The organism is Agromyces sp. NPDC127015, from assembly GCF_042725165.1.
GTDB lineage: Bacteria > Actinomycetota > Actinomycetes > Actinomycetales > Microbacteriaceae > Agromyces > Agromyces chromiiresistens.
The window spans coordinates 223,236-247,026 of the sequence record NZ_JBHXDI010000003.1 but is presented as its reverse complement, the minus strand read 5'-3'; the positions used below and the strand labels follow the sequence as shown (position 1 = coordinate 247,026).

The window sequence follows — 23,791 nt, the reverse complement described above, 5'->3', positions numbered from 1 at the left end:
TTGGGCACGATCGACGTCCACACGCACTTCGTGCCGCACGCCTGGCCCGACCTCGCCGCCGAGGTCGGGCCCGGCGTCTGGCCGACGCTGCGGGTGGACTCCGAGCGCGAGGCGATGATCATGCTCGGCTCGAGCGAGTTCCGGCGCATCGACGACCGCTGCTGGAACGCCGAGGCGCGCCTCGCCGACATGGACGCCGACGGCGTCGAACTGCAGGTCGTCTCGCCGACCCCGCTCTTCTTCTCGTACACGGCGGCGGCCGACGAGGGCGCGAAGGTCGCACGCATCTTCAACGACCTCGCGCTCGAGCTGTGCGAGCAGGCGCCCGACCGGCTCGTGCCGTTCGCACAGGTGCCGTTGCAGAGCACCGACGCCGCGTGCGCCGAGGCGTCGCGCGCGATCGCCTCGGGCCACTCCGGCGTCGAGATCGGCAACCACGTCGGCGATCGCGACCTCGACGACGAGGGCGTCGTCACCTTCCTGCAGCACTGTGCGGCCGAGGGCATCCCCGTGTTCGTGCACCCGTGGGACATGGCGAACTCGCCCCGCCTCGACCGCTGGATGGCGCGCTGGCTCGCGGGCATGCCCGCCGAGACCCACCTGTCGATCATCTCGATGATCCTCGGCGGCGTCTTCGACCGGGTGCCCGCGTCGCTCCGCATCGCGTTCGCGCACGGCGGCGGGTCGTTCGCGTTCTGGCTCGGCCGCTTCGAGAACGCCTGGCACCAGCGGCGCGATCTCATCGGCGTCAGCGAGCGGCCGCCCTCGGACTACCTCGACCGGTTCAGCGTCGACTCCGTCGTGTTCGACCCGCCTGCGCTGCGGCTGCTCGTCGACACGCTCGGCGCCGAGCAGGTCATGGTCGGCAGCGACTACCCGTACCCGCTCGGTGAACGCCCCGTCGGATCGGTCGTCGACCGCGCCGAGTTCCTCAGCCCCGCCCAGTGCGAGGCGATCCGCCGCGGAAACGCGCTGCGGTTCCTGGGGCGGTAGCGCCCCTCGGCCACCCCTTTGGCCTCGCCTCGACCCACGATCCGGAGAACCGCACATGAGCCTCGCGACATCCCCCCAGCTCACGATCGACCGCGCGACGTGCGCCGCCCTCGACGCGGCCGACCCGCTCGCCGGGTTCCGCGAGCGATTCGACCTTCCCGCGGGCGTCGTCTACCTCGACGGCAACTCGCTCGGAGCGCTGCCGAGGGCGACGCCCGCGCATGTCGAGCTGGTCATCCGCGAGGAGTGGGGCACCGGGCTGATCCGCAGCTGGAACGACGCGGGCTGGTTCGACAAGCCGCGCGCGCTGGGCGACCGCATCGCCCCGCTCATCGGTGCCGCCCAGGGCGAGGTCGTGCTCGGCGACTCCACGTCGTCGAGCCTGTTCCAGGTCGCGGTCGCGGCGACCAGGCTGCGACCCGGCCGACGGGTGATCGTGTCGGAGCGCGGCAGCTTCCCGACCGACCTGTACATCCTCGAGGGCGTCCAGGAGCTCGCGGGCGCCGACGCCGGCGGGCCGCTCGAGCGACGGCTCATCGACGACGAGGCCGACCTCGACGACGTTCTCGGCGACGACGTCGCGGTCGTCGTGCTCACTCACGTGAACTACCGCACGGGGCGCATGTACGACCTGGCCGACGTCACCCGGCGGGTGCACGAGGCCGGCGCGCTCATGGTGTGGGACCTCTGCCACTCGGTCGGCGCCGTGCCGGTCGACCTGGCCGGCGCCGGCGCCGACTTCGCGATCGGGTGCACGTACAAGTACCTCAACGGCGGACCGGGCTCGCCCTCGTTCATCTGGGTCGCGGAGCGGCACCAGGCCGAGGCGCGCCCCGCGCTCACCGGGTGGCACGGGCACGCGAGGCCGTTCGACTTCGGCCTCGACTACGCGCCGGCCGACGGGGTCGCCCGGTTCCGGGTGGGCACCCCGCAGCTGCTCTCGGTCGCGGGGCTCGAGGCGAGCCTCGACGTGTGGGCCGACGTCGATCTCGAAGCGCTGCGCGAGAAGAGCCTGCGCCTCACCGAGCTGTTCATCTCGCTCGTCGACACCCGGCTCGCGCGGTGGGACGTCGAGGTGGTCTCGCCCCGTCAGTCCGCTCGCCGCGGCAGCCAGGTCGCGCTGCGGTTCGGCGGCGACGGCATGCGCGACGGGCTGCCCGAGACGGCCGACGGCTACGCGGTCATGCAGGCGATCATCGGGCGCGGCGTCATCGGCGACTTCCGCGCGCCCGACCTCATGCGTTTCGGCTTCGCCCCGCTCTACGTCTCGCACACCGACGTCTGGGACGCGGTCGCGGTGCTCGAGGACGTGCTCGCGACCGAGACCTGGCGCGAGCCGCGCTTCGCACGCCGCGGCGCCGTCACCTGAGGGGCGCTCCGGCGCTCGGCGGCGGCGCGCCTCCCCGAACGTTGCATTCGCCGCCCGAGAACGGGCGACGAATGCACGCTCGAGTGCGGTCGCGCAACACAGCTGGATGCCTCGGCGCCGATGTGTACACTCAGGGCATGATGTTCGCCGGCGTGTACACCAGCGTCGGCCGGGCAACCCCGACGGTCGAGTAGGCCGGCCGGGGCCGAGTCGAGACACCGAGGCACCCCCGCATGAAGCCCACCGTGCAGACACTGCTCGCCCGCCCCGAGCTGGGCCTCGGCCTCCTCACGCCCATCGAGTCGCTGTCGGCCGGCGCACTCGACGCGCCCGTCGTGTGGGCGCACAGCTCCGACCTCGCCGACCCGACGCCGTTCCTCGACGCCGGGCACGTGCTGCTCACGACCGGCACCCAGTTCGCCGAGGGCGTCGTCGGCGACGATGCGGGCGAAGCCGGGTTCGCCGACGCGTACGTCGCCCGCCTGCGCGCGACCGGCATCGCGGCGCTCGGCTTCGGCACCGAGGTCATCCGCGCCGGCACGCCCGAGGCGCTCGTGGCCGCCTGCACCGCGCAGGGCCTCCCGCTCTTCGAGGTGCCGTACCGGGTGCCGTTCATCGCCATCGCCCGCACGGTCGCCGACCTCATCGCCGAAGACGCGTACGCCCGTCAGGCGTGGGCGCTCGCGGCGCAGCGCGCGATCTCGCTCGCCGCCCTCCGGCCCGACGGCCTCTCGGCCACCCTCGCCGAGCTCTCGAACCGGCTCGGCACCTGGGTCGGGCTCATCGACGCGACCGGCACGCTCGACCGCGAGGCGCCGGCCGACGGACTGCCGCAGCCCGCGCTCGGCGAGGTCGTGGGCGAGGCCCGCTCGATGATCCGGCGCGGCCAGCGCGCGAGCCGCACCCTCGTCGCCGGCGAGTCGACCGGGGCTCCGCAGCGCATGACCCTGCAGACCCTCGGCGGCGGCGGGGCCCTGCGCGGAGTGCTCGCGATCGGCGACTCCGCCGAGCTCGACGCCGCCGGCCGAGAGGTCGTGAACGCGGTGATCGCCCTCGCCGGGCTCGCGCTCGAGCAGAACCGCGACCTCGACCGCGCCCGCGGTCACCTGCGATCGGGGCTGCTCCGCGGCATCCTCGACGGCGACACGGCCCTCGCCGAGCGCGTGTCGGCCGAGATGTGGGGGCCGCTTCCCGAGGCACCCGTGCGCGTCATGGTCACGGATGCCCCGGCCCAGGTCGACCGACTGACCGAACTGCTCGAACTGCGCGTCGAGGAGCGCGGCGGGCGACTGTTCTTCGGGCGGGACGACGAACGGTTCGTGCTCATCGTCGAGGAGGGCGACGCCCCGCTGGCCGAGGAGCTCGCGACCGAGTTCGAGCTACCGGTCGGCGTCTCCGACCCGGTCGCCGACGCGGGCGTTCCGCAGGCGCACGAGCAGGCGCTGCGCGCCCTCGACCGGGCGCGCGAGAGCGGCGCCGGCGTCGTCAACTTCGACGAGATCAGCCGGCAGGGCGTGCTCGCCTTCCTCGCGCGCACCGACGCACGCGCCGTCGCGCTCGCGACGCTGGCCCCGCTCACCGAGCACGATGCCGCGAACGGCACGACGCTCGTCGAGACCACGCGGACCTGGCTCGAGCACGGCGGCCAGTTCGACGCCACCGCGCAGGAGCTCGGCGTGCACCGGCACACGGTGCGCAGCCGCATCGCCCTCGCCGAGCGGCTGCTCGGGCGCGACCTCTCGGGCTTCCACGCGCGCGCCGACCTGTGGGCGGCACTGCTCGCGGTCGAGTAGCGCGGCGCTCGGCGCGCACCCCGCTCGGGAAGTCCCCGCGGCCGGGCGGCAGGTCACCGGGCCCGGCTGCGATGCCGCTCCGGCGCCATCGCGCGCAGGCACTCCGTCCACCCCGAGCCACTGACGCATCCTGCTCGAAGAGCACTCTCCACATTCAGAAATCGTCAGGTCAACCCTTGCCGCTGACGCAGAGAATCGCTACGGTCATCCTATCTTTCCCTACGAAGGAGCCCGCAATGATGCGAATCCGGCCAGTGAAGACGCTGATTTCCACCTCAATCATCGGAGCAATGATCGGTGCGGCGGCGATCGTCGCCGCACCGGCGAATGCGGCTCCTGATGTTCGAACGATCACGCCGGCGTCGGCGGGGCCGACCGGCATCGACGCCGTCATCCCCCGCCCGACCGACTGGACCGCGGGTGACGGGACCGTCGGCCTCACCCGCGCCTCACGACTGCTCGTCGACGGGCCGTCGCGCGACCTCGCACTGCTGCCCGGGGGCGAGGCCGCCCTCCCCGGCCCGGTCGTCGAGGTCACCCAGGATCTCGCGAAGCGCGTCGCGGCCGAGCTGCGAGACCTCACGGGGCTGCCGCTCAAGACCACGGGCGAGGTCGGCAAGGCCGCCGAGGGCGACATCGTGCTGCGGCTCGTCGACGACGAGGCGCTCGGCGCCGAGGGCTATCGCTGGTCGAGCGACGGCCCGATCGTCATCGAGGCGTCGACGACGAACGGCCTCTTCTACGGCACGCGCACCCTCGTGCAGCTGCTCGAAGCCGACGACGACCACCGCGACGTGCCGCGGGCGACGGCGACCGATGTGCCGACGCAGGCCGTGCGCATGATTCAGCTCGACGCCGGCCGCAAGTACTGGTCGATGGAGTCCCTCGAGAACCTGCTGCGCCGCATGGGGCAGCTCAGGCTCAACACGCTCTTCCTCCACCTGTCCGACTCGGAGGGCTTCCGCCTGTACAGCGAGAAGTTCCCCGGGCTCGCCGACCCCGAGCACTCGTACAGCCGGGAGGACATCGACCGGCTCAAGGCGCTCGCCGCCGAGCAGCACGTGCAGCTCATGGGCGGCATCGACGTGCCCGGGCATGCGACGGTCATCAGCGACGCGTTCGACATCGGCTTCGGCTCGGGCGATGGCGCCTGCACGCAGGCGCACACCCACTCGCACCTCACCCCCGACTGGATCATCGACATGACCCGCGAGGACGCGGTCGCGAAGACCGCCGAGATCGTCGACGAGTTCTCGTCGTGGTTCGACGCCCCGCTCTTCTCGATCGGCGCCGACGAGCTGCCGGGCCAGCTCGCGAACTGCCCCCGTGTGGCGCAGGCGATCGCCGACGATCCCGAGATCGACACCCTCGGCGACCTGCTCACGAGATACATCAACACCCTCGACGCGGTCATCACCGAGAACGGGGCGCGCACCGCGATCTACAACGGCGTCGAGCACATGTCGACGCCGAAGCAGGATCTCAACGCCTCGGTGGTCGACCTCACTTGGGAGGGCACGGGCGCAGGCCCGGCCATCCCGGGGCACGACGAGATCGCGATCGGTCCCTTCTACCTGACGCCGAACAACTACCACAACCTCTACCCCGACGTCGCCTGGATGTACGACGAGTGGGCGCCGAACACGGAGGCGGACCTGCTCGGCTCGGGCATGCCGCACTGGGCCGACTACAACTTCTGGTCGGAGGACGCGTACTGGGAGCAGCTGAGCGCGCTGCCCCGGGCGGTGCTCGCCGACCGCTCGTGGAACGGCTCGGCGACGCCCGACGACCTCGCTGCGTTCACCGCGCGCTTCGACGCCCTCGCCGCTCCGGCCGGCCTCACGACGCCCGATCAGCCGAAGCGGGTCGACGACGGCGAGCCGTCGCACCGCTGGACGTTCGACGAGGCCGAGTACCCCTCGGGCTGGACCTGGGCCGGCAGCCCGGGAAACACGATCTTCGCCGAGGACGCGGCGGGCGACCTGCCGGGCTCGACCTACATCATCAACAACCCGACCCTCGTCGACGGCGGGGTGAAGGGCGAGGCGTTCCGGTTCGACCACAACCGCGACGGCGTCGGGTTCGGCGGGGTCGACGTCGCCGAGCCGTGGACGGTCTCGACGTGGGTCAGGCTCTCGTCCGACGCGGGCGAGCAGGTGCTGCTGACCTCGAAGGCGGGCGCGCTCAAGCTGCGCCAGACCGGCACCGGCAAGGTCGGTTTCACCGAGTACGGCGTCGCCGACCACTCGTTCGAGTTCACCCTTCCGGCCGGGCGGTGGGTGCAGCTGACCTGGGTCGCGACGGAGGGCGAGACGACGCTCTACGCCGACGGCGCACGCGTGGGTCGGATCGCCGCGTCGATCCCGCTGCCCCTGCGCTCGGTCGGCACCCCGTCGGCGAGCCTGCGCGGCGACCTCGACGAGCTGACCACGTGGGACGAGGCGCTCGACGGCGACCAGGTCGCCGGCTGGTTCGACGGGTACGACGTACCGGCGTGGGACTACACCGCGTCGACCGCCTCGCTCAACTCGCACGAGAGCCCCGAATGGTTCGACGACGACAAGTTCGGCATCTTCGTCCACTGGGGCCCGTACTCGGTGCCCGCCTGGGGGCCGCGGGGCTCGTACGCCGAGTGGTACTGGAACTACATGAACTCGAACGGCTCGGCGACGAACCAGTATCACCGGGCGACGTACGGCGCCGACTACCCGTACGACCGGTTCATCGACGAGTGGAAGGCCGAGGAGTTCGACCCCGAGGCCTGGGTCGACCTCTTCAAGGACGCGGGCGCGAAGTACTTCGTGCTCACCTCGAAGCACCACGACGGCACCGCCCTCTGGGACAGCGATGTGAGCGGACGCGATACGGTCGACCTCGGCCCGAAGCGCGATCTCGCCGGTGAACTGTTCTCGGCCGCCCGCGACGACGGCGAGCTCAAGGCGGGCTTCTACTACTCGCTCTACGAGTGGTACAACCCGGCCTACACGGGCAAGCCGGCCCGCAATCCGTACACCGGTGCCGAGGTGCCGTACACGGGCGCCCCGACGGGGGTGGACTACGTCGACGACTACATGCTTCCGCAGATGCGCGAGCTCATCGACAAGTACGACCCCGACATCCTGTGGTGCGACGGGCAGTGGGAGAAGCCCGCCTCGTACTGGAAGACGGCGGGCGTCATCGCCGAGTACTACAACCGGGCGAAGAACGGCGAGGAGCCGCACGAGGTCGCCGTCGCGAACCGGTGCAAGATCGACTCCGGCTCGCTCGACTCGACGGAGCTCGACTTCCAGACGCCCGAGTACACGGTCAAGCCCGACATCGACACGAACAAGTGGGAGTCGAGCCGCGGCATCGCGCACTCGTACGGCTACAACCAGAACGAGCCGATCGAGGACTACCTCACGAGCGACCAGCTGGTCGAGTCGCTCGTCGACATCGTGAGCAAGAACGGCAACCTGCTGCTCGACGTCGGCCCGAAGGCCGACGGCACCATCCCCGAGCTGCAGGCCGAGCGGCTGCGCGACATCGGCGCCTGGCTCGACGTGAACGGCGACGCGATCTACGGCACGACCTATTGGAACCGCGCGGACGAGCCGGCGTCCGACGTGCCGGTGCGGTACACGCAGCGCGACGGCTCGCTCTACGCGACCGCGCTCGACTGGCCCGGCGAGCGGCTGACCCTCGGCGGCGACCTGCCCTTCGGCGACGACACGGAGGTCGAACTGCTCGGTTCCGACGGGAAGTCGCTCGACTGGGAGCGCAACGACGCCGGCGAGATCGAGATCGAGATGCCCGAGGAGGGCGCCGAGGCCACGACCTCGACCCATGCGTTCACCTTCGAGATCTCGAACCCCGGCCTCGACAGCCTCCTGCGCACGACGGTGCGCGTGCCCGAGGCCGTGCAGCGAGGTGCGACCGTCGTGGGGTCGGCGGTGATCGCCAATCCCTCGTCGGAGCGCTCGGAGACGTCTGCGATCGAGATCACCGGGCCCGAGGGCTGGACGGTGACGGCGAGCACCGCCTCGGTGCCCGCACTCGCGCCCGGTGAGTCGTACGTCGTGCCGATCACGATCTCGGTGCCGGCCGGTGCCGAGGCCTCGAGTGGGCGGATCGTCGTCACCACGACGAGCGGTGGCGTGTCGACGTCCGCCGGCGCGACCGTGAAGATCGCGCTGCCGAACCTCGCGAAGGGCAAGCCGGCGACGCAGTCGAGCATCGCGTGGGACGGCGTGCCCGAGCGAGCGGTCGACGGCAACCGCAACGGCGCCTTCTCGGGCAACTCGGTGACGCACACCGCTGAGCCCTCGAAGGAGGCCTGGTGGCAGGTCGACGTCGGTGAACTCGCCGCACTCGACCGGGTCGAGATCTACAACCGCACGGACTGCTGCGGCGAGCGCCTCTCGAACTACTGGGTGATGACGTCGGACGAGCCGTTCACGGCGAACGCCCTCGCCGACGCGCGAGCCGAGGCCGACACGGCCACCCGAGTCGCCGAGCAGGCCGGCCGCCCGTCGGTCATCGACCTGCCCGACGGCACGACCGGCCGCTACGTGCGGATCCAGCTCGAGTCCGCCACCCTGCCGCTCTCGCTCGCCGAGGTCGAGGTGCTCGGGCTGCCGGCGGGCGGCTGATCGCCGGGCGGATCGGACCGACGAGGCCGGGGCGACGCACCGCGTCGCCCCGGCCTCGCGTCAGCCCGCCTGCGCCGCGATCAGGTCGCGGTACCAGGCGTACGAGTCCTTGCGGGTGCGATCGCCCGTCTCGAAGTCGACGTGCACGAGGCCGAACCGCTGCGTGTAGCCCTGCGCCCATTCGAAGTTGTCCATGAGCGACCACACGAAGTACCCGCGCACGTCGACGCCCTGCTCGATCGCCGCGGCGACCGCGCGCAGGTGCCCGTCGAGGTAGGCGATGCGGTCGGCGTCGTGCACCGCGAGGCCGCCGTCGCCGTCGGGGACGACCTCGTCGACGTACGAGGCGCCGTTCTCGGTGATGACCACGGGCGGCAGCACGTCGCCGTAGTCGCGGTGCAGGCCGACGAGCAGCTCGGCGAACGCCCCGGGCACGACCGGCCAGTCGAAGCCGGTCACCAGGGTGCCCTCGGGCGGCGCGGCCGGTTCGAACGGCAGCCCGGCGAGCGCGAACTCCGATCCCTCGGCGGGCGCCGCGACGTACGTCGGGTTGTACGAGTTCACGCCGTAGAAGTCGAGCGGCGCCGAGATCGCCTCGAGGTCGCCCGGCTCGACGCCCGGGAACTCCGCGAGCCCGAACGCCGAGAGGTCTGGGTAGGCGCCCGTCAGCACGGGGTCGATGAAGATGCGGTTGTAGATGAGGTCGAACGCGCCCGCGGCCATGAGATCGGCCGCCTCCTCCGACGCCGGCACGACGAGCGTGTGGTTGTTCGTGATGCCCACCTCGATCGGGCCCGAGCCCGGCCGAGCCCCCGACGCACGGATGGCGGCGACCGCGAGCCCGTGCCCGAGCAGTTGGTGATGCACGGTCGGCAGCGCGCCGAGCATGAGCGTGCGCCCCGGCGCCTGCGTTCCGAGCGCGTAGCCCTCGAGCGTCGTCATCGCCGGCTCGTTGAGCGTGATCCAGCGCCCGACCCGGTCACCGAGCCGGTCGAGCACGAGCCCGACGTAGTCCGCATACCGCGAGGCCGTGTCGCGCACCAGCCAGCCGCCCGCGTCCTCGAGCGGCTGCGGCAGGTCCCAGTGGTAGAGGGTCGCGAGCGGCGCGATGCCCGCCTCGCCGAGCGCATCGACGAACCGCTCGTAGTGGTCGAGGCCCGCGGCGTTCGCAGGCCCCGAACCGCCGGGCTGCACCCGAGGCCACGAGATCGAGAAGCGATAGTCGGTCGCGCCGAGGTCTGCGAGCAGGGCGATGTCGTCGCGGTACCGCCGATAGCTGTCGGCCGCGACGAGCGCATTCGAGCCGTCGATGACGCGGCCGGGCTCCGCGGTGAACGTGTCCCAGATGCTCGGACCGCGCCCGTCGGCGGTCGTCGACCCCTCGATCTGGAAGGCGGCGGTCGCCGCACCCCACCGGAATCCCGCCGGGAGACGCAGCGATTCCATCGCGCCCGCGCTCGAAGCATCCATCGTGAACCTCGCCGTTCGTCAGTGCCGTCCAGAACTGGGACGCTTGACCCAGTTCTGCCACCCTACCCGGCGAGCCCACGCACGGGAAGAGCCTTCCGCGCCCCCGCACCCCCGGCGTACGCTGTAACCGTCGGAAGGGGTTGCAATGCAGGCCACGGTGGGCGAACGCCTCTTCATCCACGGAAAGCAGGTCGGCCAGCCCGGCCGGCACGGCGAGATCCTCGAGGTCCGCGGCGAGGACGGCGGTCCGCCGTACCTCGTGCGCTTCGACGACGGACACGAGACGCTGCTCTACCCGGGCGCCGACTGCGAGCTCGAACCCGCCGCCGAGTGAACCTGTGCCGCGGCATTCCAGCGCCGGTCACGGTTCGGCCGACGGGATGCCTCGCGCTCGCGCCGCGCTAGCGTGGAAGGCATGTACCACTCCTATGCGGCGATCGGCGACAGCTTCACGGAGGGCGTCGGCGACGAGTTGCCCGACGGCAGCGTGCGCGGCTGGGCCGACTTCGTGGCGCTCGGCCTCGCACAGCACGCGCGCGAGCCGATCGGCTACGCGAACCTCGCGATCCGCGGGCGCAAGCTCGGCCCCATCATCGACGAGCAGCTCGGCGCCGCGATCGCGCTGAAGCCCGAGCTCCTGAGCTTCAACGGCGGCGGCAACGACATGCTGCGCCCCCGCATGGACGAGCAGGTGACGGCGACTCGCTTCCGCGACGCGATCCACCGCATTCGCGACGCCGGCATCCACGTGCTCATGCTGAGCGGGGCGAACCCGACCGAGCACCTGCCGATGGGCAGGGTCTTCGACGCCCGCGGCGCCCGGCTCACGGCCGCGCTCGTCGACCTCGGCACGCTCGAGGGCGTGACCTTCGTCGACAACTTCAACGACCGCGGGCTCCGCGACATCCGCTACTGGTCGCCCGACAAGCTGCACCTCAACGCCCTCGGCCACGCGCGCGTCGCCTCGAACGTGCTCACCGCGCTCGACGTGCCCGTGCCGCCCGAGTGGGGCGTCGAAGAGGTCGCAGCCGCCCCGCCCGGGCCGCGAAGCCGCAACACCGCCGCGTACTACCGCGAGTTCGTGCTGCCCTGGATCGGGCGCCGGCTCACCGGCCGCTCGTCGGGCGACGGCCGGGTCGCGAAACGCGCGACGCTCGAGGCGGTCGAGCCGGGCTGAGTGCGGGCGGGCGCCGGCGGCCGAGTGGGCGTCGCGTTCGGCGGCGCGCGGCTCAGGGCTCCAGCGCCTCCGAGACCGCGAGGCGATCCTCGAAGATCCGCTCACCGGTCCGCTCGAGCACTTCGACCACGTGGTCGGGGGCGCCCGACCTCCTGATGTGGTCGACCAGCACCGAGGTCGTCACCGGGAACTGCAGCCCGTCCAGATGGGACTGCACTCGCACCTCGTGCACCAGCACGCTCATCACCTCTCTCGTCGCTCAGGTTCTTCGTGGGAGGCGACGCGGGCGCTGCGGCATCGGCCGGGCGCCCGCGTCGCCGTGGGGATCAGGCGGTCACCGACTTGCGCCCGACCTCACCGGCCGACTCGATCGCGACCTTGCGCGGCTTGGCACGCTCGGCGATCGGGATGAGCACGCTGAGCACGCCGTTGTCGTAGCTGGCGCTGATGCCGTCGGGATCGACGTCGTCGCCGATCGTGAACTGCCGCATGTAGCTGCCGAACGGGCGCTCCTGCAGCATCCACCTGCTGTTCTCACCCGCGGCGGCCGACCGCTGGGCGCGGATCGTCAGCAGGTGCCCATCGACGTCGATGTCGATCGACCCGGGATCGATGCCCGGGAGATCGGCATTGAGGAGGTAGCGGTCGCCCTCTCGGAAGAGGTCGACCGGCATCATCCTCGGCTGGCGACTGGTGTCGAAGATCGTCTGGGCGATCCGGTCGAGTTGGCTGAAGGGATCGAATGACATGGCCACGGTGAACTCCTTTCGTCGATGGTGGGATCTCTCGTCTGCGCGCCCGTCGCGCGGGGGATCGCGAGCCCTCCCGCCGACGTGCGCCGGGCGTGCCGGCGGCTGCGTCGAGGTCAGCGCCCGGCCGCGAGCGGCACGAGCGGGCGGTCGGCCGGCCGTGAGCGCCGTCGTCGTCGACGACGTGCGCAGTCGCGCGACGATCGCCTCGAACTCGACGTCGACCCACGCCTGGTCGGCGAGCACCAGCTCGACGAACCCGGCCGTCGACGTCGCCGACATCTGCATCAACCCGGCCACCCCCGACCTCGACGGGCCGACCGATGGGTTACCCGTCATCGCTGATTGAGATTACCTACAGTGTTTGCAATAGATTTAATACACCAACTGCTTGACTTGTTTCAAGTCCCCGAGCAGACTTCCGAAGATGAACGATCGGGCGGGCGGCATGCCGCTGTACAGCATCGCGGTGGCGGCTCAACTCGTCGAGTTGCAGCCGGCCACCCTCCGCCTCTACGAGGAGAAGGGGCTGCTGACACCCGCCCGCACCGAGGGCGGCACCCGCCGGTACAGCGAAGACGACCTCGCGCTCGTGCGCCAGGTCGTGCGGCTCCAGGGCGACGGCATCAACCTCGCGGGCATCGGTCGCGTCCTCGCCCTCGAGCAGGAGAACGACGAGTTGCGCCGTCGGCTCGGGCGACGCCCCCGGCGCTGACGATCCCGCCCATCAGCGTGACGAGGCGACGGCGACGCCGCGCTCGATCGGGGGCATCCGTCGGTCGTGCCGATGACAATGCCCGGTGCGGATGCTGCTTCAGAAGCCGCGACTACGCCCCGAGCACGTCGGCCACGAACGCCTTGGTGCGTCGCGCGAGCCCCTCGATGCGCTCGAGCTCGTGGGCGCTCGGCAGTACCTCCGACGGCGCGGCGGGCCGGCCGAGCCGCACCGTCTCCTGGCAGGCGAGGTCGCTGCAGATGTACGTGCCGATGCTGTCGCCGCGTTCGCCCGCCTCGCCCGCGCGCCGGGCGGAGAACAGCGCGACCTGGTCGCCGGGCTGGTGGGTGTGGCAGAGGTTGCACACGGCGGCGCGGTGCCGGGAGCCGGTGCGTTCCGACGCGCGCAGCACGACGCCGGCGGGCGAACCGTCGAGCTCGGTGACGAGGTAGCCCCGCTCGGCGATGCGCGGGTCGCGCCAGGCGAACGCGTCGAGGTGCGCCCACTCGGTGACGAAGAACTTGACCGGCAGCGACAGCTGGGCGATCTCCGCCTGGCTGGCATTGCCGAGCGCGGACTTGACGTCGGACTCGACCAGTGGCTGCATCGGTCTCCCCTCGTGCGACTCCCCCAGTCTACGAACGGCGCATTCAGTCGACGAACGCCCCATCCTCGCGACCCGACGACCACTCACCGTAGGTCATCCGATCGTTCCCGGGCGGGTCGATCATCACGAGCTCCCACTCGACGCCCTCGGCGTCGGGCAGCCAGGAGACGACGATCACGTCGCGCTCACCCGATCCGCGCGGTCGGCGGGCGCCGAGCTCGGTCGCCGCGTACTGCACGACGATGCCGTGCTCGGCGAACCGCTCGCGCGAGGCGCACTCGCCGCGCTCGACGAGGTTCGTGCCGCCGATCGGAATCACCGAGAGGCAGACCTGGTCGGCGCCGTTGAGGTACACCCAGAACCCGCGGCCGAACAGCTCGTCGAGCTTGCGCACGGTGTCGGCCTGGGCGCCGAGGGCCACGACGAGGCTCTCGTCCTCCGGCTGCTGCGGCCGATCGAACACCGCGAGTCCGCGCGGCGGCGCGAGCGCCGCGTCGAGCGCGACGGCTCCGACCGCCGCGAACACGCCGAGCACTCCTGCGATCGCGAGCACGCCGGGCCACCGGCGAGGACGCAACGCCGCCGCCGCTGGCGGGTTCGGAGATTCGTCGCGCCGCGCGGCGACGGGGGCATCCGCGCCCGGCGCATCGCCGGATTCCCCGGATCCGGCATCAGGGGCGGGTGCCGCCGTGCGGGATGCCGCGGCCCGGCGCTGCTCCGACCGCCGGGCGAGTTCGGCCTCGACGCGTTCGAGCTCGATCGCGGCATCCGTCTCGTAACCGTCGGGGGTTCCGTAGACGACGCGCCGCAGCGCGTCGGCACGCGCCTCGAGTTCAGCATCGTCGCCCGTCACTGGGAGCCTCCGCTCCCGACGCTAGTCCGCGGCGATCGTCGCGGCCAGCCCCCGTTCGGCGGGCGTCTCAGGCGAAGTCGAACGCGGCCCGCGGGCGGTCGTCGACGAGCGGGTGCCAGCCCTCGGGACCGCGGTCGTACGCGTGCGCCGGTCCGCCGGCGACGAGCTTCGCGAGCGCCGCGAGGAATCGGTCGACGTCGTCGGTCGTGGAGCCCGCGCCGAGGCTCGCGCGCAAGCCGTTCGAGCGGCTGCCGACTCGGTCGAAGAAGGGGTGGGCGCAGAACCGGCCGGCGCGCACCGAGATGCCGTGCTCGGCCCCGAGCGCGGCGGCCAGCAACCCGACCGAACCCTGCTCGAGCTCGATCGTCGCGATGCCGAGGCGGTCATCCGCGTCGCTGAACCCGCGCACGACCCGGATGCCGCGCTGCGACGCGAGCCCCGCGTGCAGCCGCTCGGTCAGCGCCCGCTCGTGCGCTTCGCGGGCGGGTTCGCCGAGGTGCTCGAACTCGGTGAGCGCGCGGGCGATCGCGACGATGCCGACGACGTTCGGCGTGCCGGCCTCGTGGCGGGCGGCGCCGTGCTTCCATTCGACGCGGTCGAGGCGAACGTGCTCGACGGCGCCGCCGCCGGCGAGGTGGGCGGGCGCCGCGTCGAGCCAATCGGCGCGGCCCACGAGCGCACCGGCCCCGAACGGCGCGTAGGCCTTGTGACCCGAGAAGGCGAGGTAGTCGATGCCGGATGCCTCGAGCGAGACCCGACGGTGCGGCAGCAGTTGCGCGGCGTCGACGGCGATGCGGGCGCCGTGCGCGTGGGCGATCCGCGCGAGCCGGTCGATCGGCAGCACCTCGCCGGTGACGTTGGACGCGCCCGTGACGGTGAGGAGCGCCGCGGGACATCGGGCGAGCTCGGCGTCGAGCGCATCGATGGTCTCGGCGATCGTCGGCCGTGCGACGACGACGCGGCGGGCGCCGTCGCGCCAGGGCAGCAGGTTCGCGTGGTGCTCGAGGTCGAGCACGACGGTGTCGCCCGGCACCGCGGCCGCGAGCAGGTTGAGCGCGTCGGTCGTGTTGCGGGTGAACACGACGAGGTCGTCATCGCGGGCGCCGACGTGCCGGGCGACGGTCGCACGGGCGCCCTCGACGAGCGCCGTGGTCTGCTGCGACGGGTAGCCGGTGCCGCGGTGCACGCTCGCGTAGTACGGCAGCACCTTCGCGACCTGCTCGGCGACGACGGCGAAGGCGGGAGCCGACGCGGCCACGTCGAGGTTGACGTGGCGCACGGTGCGACCGCCGAGCACGGGCACCTCGAGACCGGCGTCGACGAGCGGGGCGAGCGGTGCGGATCCGTCGGGGAGCGAGGGCACCGCACCGGCCGTCATGCTCGCCGCCTCCGACGTGCGCGCGGGGCGGACGGCGGCCTGGTCGGTGGCGATCACGGAAGTCTCCTCGGTGCGTGGTGGGTCGAGGCTACGAGCCGCCCGTGACCGCCTCAACCCTTGCCGTCGCGCACCGTCACGCCGCGCAACATTCGGACACAATCGGCTCAGGCCGCGGGCGGGGTGGGCTCGCCGAGCGAGAGCATGAGCCGATTCGCCCAGTTGAAGAACGCCGCGGAATGGATGACGTCGGAGACGGCCTGCTCATCGAAGCCGACCTCGCGGAGCGCGTCGAGATGGCGCCGCTCGAGCCGCGGTGGCGTGGCCGCGAGCGCGACCGCGGCGTCGATGACGGCCCGCCATGCGGCATCCTGCTCGCCGTCCGTGCCCTCGTCGAGCAGCCGCTGCACGTCGTCGTGGCGCTTGGAATGGTGCGTCGCGAAGCGCGCGTGCACCGAGGCGCAGAAGATGCAGCCGTTGAACCGGCTCGTCGCGGCGGCGGCGAGCTCGCGCTCGGCGCGCGGCAGGCCGTCCTTCGCGTTGTAGAAGATGTCCTTGTCGGTGAGGGTGCGCGCCCTCAGGATGTCGGGGTCGCGCGCGAGCAGCCTGAAGTAGTCGCTCTTCGCACGGGCGCGGTCGACGAGCCCCTCGTACTGGCGTTCGGTGAGACCCGCCTCGTCGGCCGGTTCGAGCCACGGCGTCCAGCCGAGCTCGTCCTGGGTGAAGCGATCAGGGGCGGATGCCTCGGGGTGGGCGACGACCGCGTCGTCGACGGCCTGGTCGGTGATGGTCTGGTCGGTCATGCTGCGTCCTCCGTGTCGAGCAGGCGGAGCCCGGCCGCGACGCGCAACTGGAACGCGAGGAACGACACGAGCTGGGAGAGGGTGACGATGCCGTCGGTCGACCAGCCGGCCGCGGCGAGCGCGCCGAGCGCCCCGGGCGACGACTCCCGCGGGCGGAACACGAGCAGGTGCGCGTGCTCGAGCGCCGCGGTGAGCCGGGTGCCGAGCACCGTGCGGGCGGGGTCGTCGGCCGCGACCCCGAGGCGCAGGCCGTCGCGGTCCTCGGCGGTGAGCGGGCCTGCCGGGTATGCGCCGTACGGACCGGTCGTGCGCACCGAGGCGGCGAGGTCGGTCGTCGCGTCGACGAGGGCGTCGCCGCCCGCGTCGCGGGCGAGTGCGGCGTAGTGCGCGGCCGCGACCTCGTCGTCGTGCAGGATCGAGACGAACTGGGCGACCGCGGCGCGTTCGGCGAGACTCGCGTGCGTCTCGTCGATCGCGGTGAAGAGGGCGTCGTAGCTCGCCTGGGCGTTGTCGCGGGTCGCGGGGCGGTGCCGGCGCAGCGCGTCGACCGCGCTGCCGGGCGTCACCCCCGCGAGCCGGTCGATGAGGTCGGTCATGTCGGTGCCTTTCTGTCGTAGTCGTTCGTTGCCGGTCTTGGTCGGTCGTTGCCGACCTGGTCGTTCGCTGCCGACGGAAGGATCCCGCTCCTCAGCGGGTTCGGTCATGTGGTCGCCCTCTCCCGAGTGAGGCGCGGGGCCGAATGGCGAACGGCCGGCCGACCCGTTCCTCGCCCGCGCGAGTGGGTGCGTTCAACCGGCGAGGGCGTGCGAGCGTGCGCCCCAGCCGAGCGCGGGCGCGACCTCGCGGGCGATGAGCTCGATCGAGCGCAGCACGAGCTCGTGCGGTGGGTCGACCGAGTGCACCTGGAACGCGACCTCGGTCGCCTGCGCGGCGACCGTGTCGCGCGAGAGCGACTCGATCACCTCGTCGACCGTGCCGACGTGGGTGTCGTACGCGGCGATGAGGTCGTCGAGGGTGTCGCCGAGGGGCGGCTGGCCCATGCGGGTGAAGCCCACGGCGGCGCGACGCAAGCCGATCTCGGCGTGGCGCCTCGCCTCGTCGCGCGAGTCGGCGACGAAGAGCGTGCGCGACGCGAGGATGCGCGGCGGCACCCCGTGCGGCAGCGCCTCGAGGTACGCGTCGATCACGGGCTGCTGCACCTGCGAGAGGCTCGCACCCGGGGCATCCGCAGACCGGGGCTGGGTGCGGGAGAGCATGAGGCCGTGCCCCGCGCGCCCGGCTCGGGTGCCGCCGAACGCCGAGAACGTGGCCTGCCAGACCCGGCCGAGCAGGTCGCGACCCGGCGGTTGCAGACGGTTCGCGTCGTCGCCGAGCGCGCCGCCGGCGAGGGCCGCGACGAGCGCATCGATCTTCTCGCCGAAGACCCGGCCGCGATCCTCCGAGCGCTCGCCGAAGGCGAGGAACGACGCGGGCGCCGAACCCGACCCGAGCCCCAGCTCGGCGCGGCCGCCCGACAGGAGGTCGAGCACGACCGCGTCTTCGGCGACCCGCACGGGGTCTTCGAGCGGCAGCGTCACGACCCCCGTGCCGAGCCGGATGCGCGAGGTCTGCGCCGCGACGTGGGCGAGGAACACGAACGGCGACGGCAGCCCGCCCTCCGCGGCGTGGAAGTGGTGCTGCGCCACCCATGCCGAGTCGAAGCCGTGCCGCTCCGCGGCGACGACCTGCTCGGTCGCGATGCGGTAGCGCTCGGCCGCGCCGGCGTCGTCGAGGAGCCTGGTGAAGAATCCGATGCGGGTCATGCGAGCGACTTTCCGGTCGGGACGGCGGGAGGGACGGCGGGAGCGGATGGAGCGGGCGTCGCGACGGCAGCGACCGCCGCGCGTCGGGGCACCGCGTCGAGCAGCTCCCGGGTGTAGGCGTGCTGCGGCGCTCGGAAGACCTGCTCGGTGGCGCCCTGCTCGACGATGCGCCCGCGGCGCATCACCGACACCGAGTGGCTGATGCGGGCGACGACCGCGAGGTCGTGCGAGATGAAGAGGTAGCTGAGCCCGAGCTCGTCCTGCAGCTGCTCGAGCAGCTCCAGGATGCGGGCCTGCACGGTGACGTCGAGCGCCGAGACGGCCTCGTCGAGGATGACGAGTTCGGGCTCGGGCGCGAGCGCACGGGCGATCGCGACGCGCTGCCGTTGCCCGCCCGACAGCTCGGCCGGGCGACGTCCGGCGACGTCGGCCGGAAGGGCGACGCGGTCGATGAGCCGGCGCGCGGTCGCGGCGCGGGTGGCGCGATCGCCGACGCCGAAGTTGCGCAGCGGCTCCGAGATGATCTCGGCGACCGTCTGGCGCGGGTCGAGCGACGCGAACGGGTTCTGGTAGACGAGTTGCACTCGGCGGCGGAACTCCCGCTTCGCGGACCCGGCGAGCGCCGTCGCGTCGGCGCCGCCGAGCGACACCGCGCCCGCGTCGGGCGCCGCGAACCGGGCGATGATGCGGGCCGTCGTGGTCTTGCCCGAGCCGGACTCCCCCACGATCGCGTGCGTCGTGCCGCGCAGCACCTGGAACGACACGTCGTCGACGGCGCGGAACGCCGGCCGCCGGCGCCCGAGCGAGAACTCCTTCACGAGACCGGATGCCTCGAGCACAAACGGGTTCTCGGCGGCGGCGACGCCCGGGTCGCGGAGGAAGAGCGGCGGCCTCGGGTGCCGGAACGCGTGCTCGGCGAGCCCCGGCGCGTCGGCGAGCAGCCGGCGCGTGTACGACTCGCCGGGCGCATCGAGCACGGCGTCGGTCGCGCCCTGCTCGACGATGCGACCGTGCTGCATGACCACGATGCGTTCGGCGCGCTCGGCGGCGACGCCGAGGTCGTGCGTCACGAGCAGCACCGCCGTGCCGTGCTCGCGGCGCAGCTCGTCGATGAGGTCGAGGATGCGCCGCTGCACGGTCACGTCGAGCGCGCTCGTCGGCTCGTCGGCGATCACGAGCTCGGGCGAGAGCGCGACCGCGTTGGCGATGAGCACCCGCTGCCGCATGCCGCCCGACAGCTCGTGCGGGTACTGCTTCGCCCGCAGCGCCGGGTCGTCGAGGCCGACGCGTTCGAGCAGCTCGAGCACGCGCCCGCGGATGCTACGACGGTCGCCCCGCCCGTGGATGCGGAACGTCTCTGCGAGCTGCACGCCGATCGGCCGCACGGGGTTGAGCGACGAAACCGGGTCCTGCGGGATGTAGCCGATGCGCGCGCCGCGCACCGACTCGAGGCGGCGGTCGCTCCAGCCTGCGATGTCGGTACCCGACAGCCGGATCGCACCGCCGAGGGCGCGGCCTCCCTCGGGCAGCAGGCCGAGCACGGCGCTCGAGGTCGTCGTCTTGCCCGAGCCCGATTCGCCGACGAGGGCGACGACCTCGCCCGGCTGCACGTCGAACGACACGTCGTGCACGACGGGTCGCACGCCGTCGCGGGTGCGGTAGCCGACGTCGAGGTGCTCGATCGAGAGCAGCGGGGCGGTGGCGGTCATCGGGTCCTCCCGAGGGCGTGGCTGATGCGGTTGGCGCTGAGCACGACCGCGACGACGACGAGGCCGGGCAGCACGGTGAGCCACCACGAGGTCGCGACGTAGTTGCGCCCCTCCGCGATGAGCAGGCCCCACTCGGGCGTCGGCGGCGGCGCGCCGTAGCCGAGGAAGCCGAGCGTCGAGATCGCGAGGATCGCGGTGCCGAACTGCAGCGCTGCGAGGCCGACGACGGCGGTCAGCGAATTCGGCAGCACATGGCGGAAGAGCACCGCGTGCAGTCGGGCGCCCGAGCCGAACGCCGCCTCGACGTAGTCGGCCTGGCGCACTCGCACCACTTCCGAGCGCGACAGCCGGGCGAACGCGGCGACCGAGCCGACGCCGACGGCGATCGCGGCGTTCACGGTGCCGAAGCCGAGCAGGATGATGATGCTGAGCGCGAGCAGCAGCCCGGGGATCGCGAGCAGCACGTCGACGAGACGCATGACGACCGCGTCGACCGCGCCGCCGAGCGAGCCCGCGAGCACGCCGAGCAGGGTGCCGCCGACGAGGCCGACGGTGACGGCGACGAAGGCGCCCGAGAGCGAGTGCACCGCGCCGTGCACGACCCGCGTGAAGAGGTCGCGGCCGATGGCGTCGGTGCCGAACAGGTGGGCGCTGCTCGGCGCCTGCAGCTTCTCGGCGGGCACGCCCGCGAGCGGGTCCTGCCCGGTGAACAGCCACGGCACGATCGCCCACGCGATCACGACGGCGATCACGGTCCACGCCACCACGAGCCCAGGCCGGATGCCCCGGAGCCGGCGCCGCACGTCGGCCGCTCGGGGAGCGCCCGACGGAGGAGGCCCCGCTGCCGCCGGTCGAGGAGCGTCCGGCGACGGAGGCCGCGCCTCGAGAACCTCCGACCGGGGCCCGGTCGTGACGGGGCTCGACGCGCTCGCCACGCTCCCACCTCTGCCGCCGGCCTCGACCGACTCGCGCACGTCGACGCTCATGCCGCCACCGCCTTCCGCTTGAGTCGCGGATCGAGCACCGGGTACACCAGGTCGACCGCGAGGTTGACGACGACGAACACGAGGGCGGCCAGCACGACGATCGCCTGCAGCACCGCGACATCCTGATTGGCGACCGCCTGTTCGGTGAGCCGGCCGATGCCGGCGCGGCCGAACACGGTCTCGGTGACGACCGCGCCGCCGATGAGTTCGCCGATGAGCACGCCCGCGATCGTGATCGCGGGCAGGGTCGCGTTGCGGGCGACGTCGCGCCAGAGCACCCGCGCGGGGCTCGCGCCCTTCGCCCGGACGACGGCGACGAACGGCGAGAGCTGCACCTCGTCGATCGATCGGGCGAGGATCTGCGCGAGCGGCGCCGAGATCGGCACCGCGAGCGTGAGCACCGGGAGGATGAGTCCCTGCACGGGGTCGGCCCCGATCACCGGCACGAGCCGCAACTGGAACGAGAAGACCTGGATGAGCACGATGCCGAGCCAGAACACGGGCACCGAGACGAAGACGCCGGGCAACGCTCGCAGCCCCTGGCGCAGCCAGCCGAACGGGGCGAGCGTCGAGAGGAACGCGAGCGCGACCGCGAGGACCACCGCGACGACGAACCCGAGGCCCGCGAGCACGAGCGTCTCGGGCAGCGCGGTGCCGATGAGCTCGTGCACGGGCGTGCCGTACTGCACCGAGTACCCGAAGTCGCCGACGACGAACCCCGAGATCGTGTGCAGGAACTGCTGCCACGCGGGCACGTCGGCGCCGTAGCTCGCCCGGATGTCGGCGATCTGCTCGGGCGAGAGCCCGAGCTCGGGACTCTCGAACTTGATGAGGATCGCGTCGCCGGGCAGCGCCTGCAGCAGCACGAACGTCGCGGTGAACGCGATCGCGAGCACGATGAGCGCCTGTCCGGTGCGGCGTGCGAGGTAGGGCATCGTTCTCTCCTTTCGAGGGGTTGCGGTTGCGGGTCGAGGAGGAGCGGAGCGGCGTCTCGAAACCCGCGACGTGCGGGCCCGGGTTTCGAGACGGTCGCCGACGCTCCCTCCTCGACCTGCTCGACCGACCGAGCGGCTACTGCTTCTCGACCCAGGTGTCGTAGAACTGCGGACGGGCCACGGCCTCGGTCGTGAAGCCGTGCACGTACGGCGCAGCGCCGTAGACCTGCGGCTCCTCGAACAGCGGGATCACGTAGGCCTGCTCGGTCAGGTAGTCCTGCACGGCGGCCGAGGCCTCGTCGCGCTTCGCGGGGTCGGGCTCGGAGGCCACGGCCTCGAGCAGCTCGTCGAGCTTCGCGTCGTCCGACAGCAGCGTGTTGCGGTTCTGCGTGTGGTACTGGCTCTTGATCACGTCGTTGTCGGCGCGTCCGACCATCGAGTGGTAGACCGGGGTCTTCAGCGGGTCGAGGATGTCCTCGGCGTAGCTGCCCGCGTCGGCGGCCTTGACGTTGAGCTCGACGCCGATCTTCGCGAGCTGCTGGCTCACGAGCTCGAGCGTCTGCTTCGAGAGCGGCTGGGGCTTCGCCTCGTAGACGGTGAGCGAGAGCCGCTCGCCGCCCTTCTCGCGGATGCCGTCGTCGCCGATCTTCCAGCCGGCCTCGTCGAGCAGCTGCTCGGACTGCTCGGGATCGTAGGCGAGCTTCGCCGACTCGTCGGTGTACCCGGCGGCCGTCGCCGCGAGCTCGCTCGTCGCGACCGGGTAGTTCGCGGTGAAGATCGTGTCGACGACCTCTTGGGCGTCGACGCCGTGCACGAGCGCCTGGCGCACGCGCAGATCGCTCAGCAGCGGATTGGTGAACCGCAGCCCGAGCGAGTTGTTGACGCCCCGGGTGGGGGCGGCGACGATCTCGAAGCCGGCGTCGGCGACCTGCTGCTCGTCGAACGCCTGCACGTAGCGGATGACGTCGGCCTGCCCGGCGAGCAGCGAGCCGATGCGCACGCTGTCCTCGGGCGTGACGACGAGGTCGATGCCGTCGAGGTAGGCCCGGCCCTGATGCTCGAACGAGGCCGGGGCCCAGTCGTAGTCCTCACGCGCCGCGAGGTGCAGCGAGGTGCCGATCTCCTCCTCGGTGATCGTGAACGGACCCGAGCCGATGATCTCGGTCGCCGAGCCGGCGCCCCAGTCCTCGAGCTTGCGGTCGAGGGTGTCGGGCGAGACGAGGCCCGAGTTGATCGTCGAGGTCGCCTGCAGGAAGCCCGGCGCCGGCGCCGAGAACCGGAACGTCACGGTGTCGTCGTCGACGACCTCGCTCGAGGCGTAGTTGTTGATCGCCTCGGAGACGGTGAGTCCGAGCTCCTCGTCGCCGAGCCCGTACGTGTCGAAGTTCTCGGCCACCGCGGCCGCGTCGAGCGGGGTGCCGTCGGAGAAGGTCACGTCGTCGCGAAGGTCGAACGTGTACTCCGTGGCATCCGCGTTGACGGCCCAGTCGGTCGCGACCCACGGCTGGATCTCGAGCGTCTCCGGGTCCTGCCAGGTGAGGCGGGCGGTGAGGTTGTTGACGAGCCCGCCGTTCGGGTAGAAACCGGCCTGCGGCGGGTAGAGCGTCGTGTACGGCTGGTGCTCGAGGTACGTGAGCGTGCCGCCCTCGACCGGCTCGCCGGCGGCGCCGGCCGAGCCTGCGGCGCCCTGCCCGGCGCAGCCGGCGAGGAGCCCGACTGCGGCGAGCGCGGCGGCGCCGGCGGCGATGAGTCGCGTGTGCTTCGTGGACATGTGCGTGGAGTTCCTTCGGTTCGGAAGTGCGATCAGGTCACCCAGTGGTGCGG

The 23,791-nt window shown here is 72.3% G+C and carries 21 protein-coding genes; 8 read left to right on the top strand and 13 right to left on the bottom strand.

All coding sequences use genetic code 11. The features are described 5' to 3' along the window. The 4 genes from ACFWGP_RS10530 (at nucleotide 1) to ACFWGP_RS10515 (ending at nucleotide 8,786) form a co-directional block, all read left to right on the top strand. The gene (locus ACFWGP_RS10530) at nucleotides 1–993 is read left to right on the top strand and encodes an amidohydrolase family protein (RefSeq protein WP_376930874.1); all 993 of its coding nucleotides are present in this window, start codon (nucleotides 1–3) and stop codon (nucleotides 991–993) included. Nucleotides 994–1,048: 55 nt separating this feature from the next. Further along, nucleotides 1,049–2,362 carry a kynureninase gene (gene kynU, locus ACFWGP_RS10525; RefSeq protein WP_376930873.1) on the top strand — a complete coding sequence of 438 codons (1,314 nt, stop codon included), beginning with the start codon at nucleotides 1,049–1,051 and terminating at the stop codon, nucleotides 2,360–2,362. A 233-nt stretch (nucleotides 2,363–2,595) separates the two neighbouring features. Next, on the top strand, nucleotides 2,596–4,155 hold the full coding sequence (locus ACFWGP_RS10520) for a PucR family transcriptional regulator ligand-binding domain-containing protein (RefSeq protein WP_231428686.1): 1,560 nt from the start codon (nucleotides 2,596–2,598) through the stop codon (nucleotides 4,153–4,155). A 290-nt stretch (nucleotides 4,156–4,445) separates the two neighbouring features. Continuing rightward, a complete protein-coding gene (locus ACFWGP_RS10515) occupies nucleotides 4,446–8,786 on the top strand; it encodes an alpha-L-fucosidase (RefSeq protein ID WP_376930872.1) in 4,341 nt (1,446 codons plus the stop codon). Nucleotides 8,787–8,846: 60 nt separating this feature from the next. Here the strand turns inward: ACFWGP_RS10515 and ACFWGP_RS10510 are convergent, their stop codons facing one another. Further along, nucleotides 8,847–10,256, bottom strand: coding sequence for a GH1 family beta-glucosidase (locus ACFWGP_RS10510; protein WP_376930871.1), 1,410 nt, complete (start codon nucleotides 10,254–10,256; stop codon nucleotides 8,847–8,849). Between the two features lie 145 nt (nucleotides 10,257–10,401). Here ACFWGP_RS10510 and ACFWGP_RS10505 point away from each other — a divergent pair, with 145 nt between their 5' ends. Together ACFWGP_RS10505 and ACFWGP_RS10500 are read left to right on the top strand one after the other, a co-directional pair. Continuing rightward, entirely contained in the window at nucleotides 10,402–10,590 is a 189-nt protein-coding gene (locus ACFWGP_RS10505) for a DUF1918 domain-containing protein (protein ID WP_231428691.1), read from the top strand. Nucleotides 10,591–10,671: 81 nt separating this feature from the next. Then, nucleotides 10,672–11,433: an SGNH/GDSL hydrolase family protein gene (locus ACFWGP_RS10500; RefSeq protein WP_376930870.1), complete on the top strand. Its 762-nt coding sequence runs from the start codon at nucleotides 10,672–10,674 to the stop codon at nucleotides 11,431–11,433. A gap of 52 nt (nucleotides 11,434–11,485) precedes the next feature. Here ACFWGP_RS10500 and ACFWGP_RS10495 read toward each other — a convergent pair whose 3' ends face one another. Beyond that, complete coding sequence (locus ACFWGP_RS10495) at nucleotides 11,486–11,677, bottom strand: DUF2795 domain-containing protein (protein WP_231428693.1); 192 nt, start codon at nucleotides 11,675–11,677, stop codon at nucleotides 11,486–11,488. Nucleotides 11,678–11,759: 82 nt separating this feature from the next. Then, nucleotides 11,760–12,188: an Hsp20/alpha crystallin family protein gene (locus ACFWGP_RS10490; protein WP_231428694.1), complete on the bottom strand. Its 429-nt coding sequence runs from the start codon at nucleotides 12,186–12,188 to the stop codon at nucleotides 11,760–11,762. A gap of 154 nt (nucleotides 12,189–12,342) precedes the next feature. On the opposite strand from ACFWGP_RS10490, the gene ACFWGP_RS10485 reads away from it, so the two are divergent. Continuing rightward, complete coding sequence (locus ACFWGP_RS10485; RefSeq protein WP_231428695.1) at nucleotides 12,343–12,531, top strand: hypothetical protein; 189 nt, start codon at nucleotides 12,343–12,345, stop codon at nucleotides 12,529–12,531. Nucleotides 12,532–12,609: 78 nt separating this feature from the next. Beyond that, nucleotides 12,610–12,897, top strand: coding sequence for a MerR family transcriptional regulator (locus ACFWGP_RS10480; RefSeq protein ID WP_231428696.1), 288 nt, complete (start codon nucleotides 12,610–12,612; stop codon nucleotides 12,895–12,897). A 112-nt stretch (nucleotides 12,898–13,009) separates the two neighbouring features. Here the strand turns inward: ACFWGP_RS10480 and ACFWGP_RS10475 are convergent, their stop codons facing one another. From ACFWGP_RS10475 to ACFWGP_RS10430, 10 genes are all read right to left on the bottom strand, one after another. After that, complete coding sequence (locus ACFWGP_RS10475) at nucleotides 13,010–13,504, bottom strand: FBP domain-containing protein (protein ID WP_376930869.1); 495 nt, start codon at nucleotides 13,502–13,504, stop codon at nucleotides 13,010–13,012. 43 nt (nucleotides 13,505–13,547) lie between these two features. Continuing rightward, nucleotides 13,548–14,357 carry a hypothetical protein gene (locus ACFWGP_RS10470; protein ID WP_376930868.1) on the bottom strand — a complete coding sequence of 270 codons (810 nt, stop codon included), beginning with the start codon at nucleotides 14,355–14,357 and terminating at the stop codon, nucleotides 13,548–13,550. Nucleotides 14,358–14,424: 67 nt separating this feature from the next. Beyond that, complete coding sequence (locus tag ACFWGP_RS10465; protein WP_376930867.1) at nucleotides 14,425–15,792, bottom strand: aminotransferase class V-fold PLP-dependent enzyme; 1,368 nt, start codon at nucleotides 15,790–15,792, stop codon at nucleotides 14,425–14,427. 107 nt (nucleotides 15,793–15,899) lie between these two features. After that, complete coding sequence (locus tag ACFWGP_RS10460) at nucleotides 15,900–16,535, bottom strand: alkylhydroperoxidase domain protein (RefSeq protein WP_376930866.1); 636 nt, start codon at nucleotides 16,533–16,535, stop codon at nucleotides 15,900–15,902. Beyond that, nucleotides 16,532–17,131 (bottom strand): CMD domain protein, encoded by a 600-nt coding sequence (locus ACFWGP_RS10455; protein ID WP_231428701.1) that lies wholly within the window; start codon nucleotides 17,129–17,131, stop codon nucleotides 16,532–16,534. Before ACFWGP_RS10455 ends, ACFWGP_RS10460 begins: the two co-directional genes overlap by 4 nt. A 192-nt stretch (nucleotides 17,132–17,323) precedes the next feature. Then, nucleotides 17,324–18,337, bottom strand: a complete 1,014-nt coding sequence (locus ACFWGP_RS10450; RefSeq protein WP_376930865.1) for a putative FMN-dependent luciferase-like monooxygenase — start codon at nucleotides 18,335–18,337, stop codon at nucleotides 17,324–17,326. Further along, the gene (locus ACFWGP_RS10445) at nucleotides 18,334–20,046 is read right to left on the bottom strand and encodes a dipeptide ABC transporter ATP-binding protein (protein WP_376930864.1); all 1,713 of its coding nucleotides are present in this window, start codon (nucleotides 20,044–20,046) and stop codon (nucleotides 18,334–18,336) included. Before ACFWGP_RS10445 ends, ACFWGP_RS10450 begins: the two co-directional genes overlap by 4 nt. Then, nucleotides 20,043–21,020, bottom strand: a complete 978-nt coding sequence (locus ACFWGP_RS10440) for an ABC transporter permease (RefSeq protein WP_376931049.1) — start codon at nucleotides 21,018–21,020, stop codon at nucleotides 20,043–20,045. The genes ACFWGP_RS10445 and ACFWGP_RS10440 overlap by 4 nt, the downstream gene beginning before the upstream one ends. Nucleotides 21,021–21,028: 8 nt before the next feature. Then, the gene (locus ACFWGP_RS10435) at nucleotides 21,029–21,967 is read right to left on the bottom strand and encodes an ABC transporter permease (RefSeq protein WP_231428705.1); all 939 of its coding nucleotides are present in this window, start codon (nucleotides 21,965–21,967) and stop codon (nucleotides 21,029–21,031) included. Between the two features lie 136 nt (nucleotides 21,968–22,103). Next, nucleotides 22,104–23,738 carry a TIGR04028 family ABC transporter substrate-binding protein gene (locus ACFWGP_RS10430; protein WP_376930863.1) on the bottom strand — a complete coding sequence of 545 codons (1,635 nt, stop codon included), beginning with the start codon at nucleotides 23,736–23,738 and terminating at the stop codon, nucleotides 22,104–22,106. Nucleotides 23,739–23,791 lie beyond the last annotated feature (53 nt).